Below are 234 nucleotides of genomic sequence, written 5' to 3'. Positions count from 1 at the left end.
CAACAGGTGGCGCGCTACTACACCCGCCGCAAGGGCATCCTGACGCTGGGCACGGGGCTGGTGCATGGCTTCGTCAAGAGCGCGCCGGACCTGCCGGCGGCCGACGTGCAGTATTTCTTCGTGCACGCCAGCTACGCCAACGCGGCCGAGCGCATCCTCGACCGCGAGCCGGGCATGACCATCGGCGTGGCGCAACTGCGGCCGGAGTCGACGGGTTCCATTCATATCAAGTCG

General features: G+C 67.5%; 1 pseudogene. It reads left to right on the top strand.

The annotated features are described in order from the left end of the window. A pseudogene (locus tag SB771_RS37180) lies at positions 1–234 on the top strand (choline dehydrogenase); the annotation flags it as partial.

This window comes from Burkholderia sp. SIMBA_051 (assembly GCF_046534915.1).
Taxonomy (GTDB): domain Bacteria; phylum Pseudomonadota; class Gammaproteobacteria; order Burkholderiales; family Burkholderiaceae; genus Burkholderia; species Burkholderia ambifaria.
The sequence above is the reverse complement of the archived record's forward strand: the minus strand, read 5'-3'. Positions and strand labels throughout refer to the sequence as shown.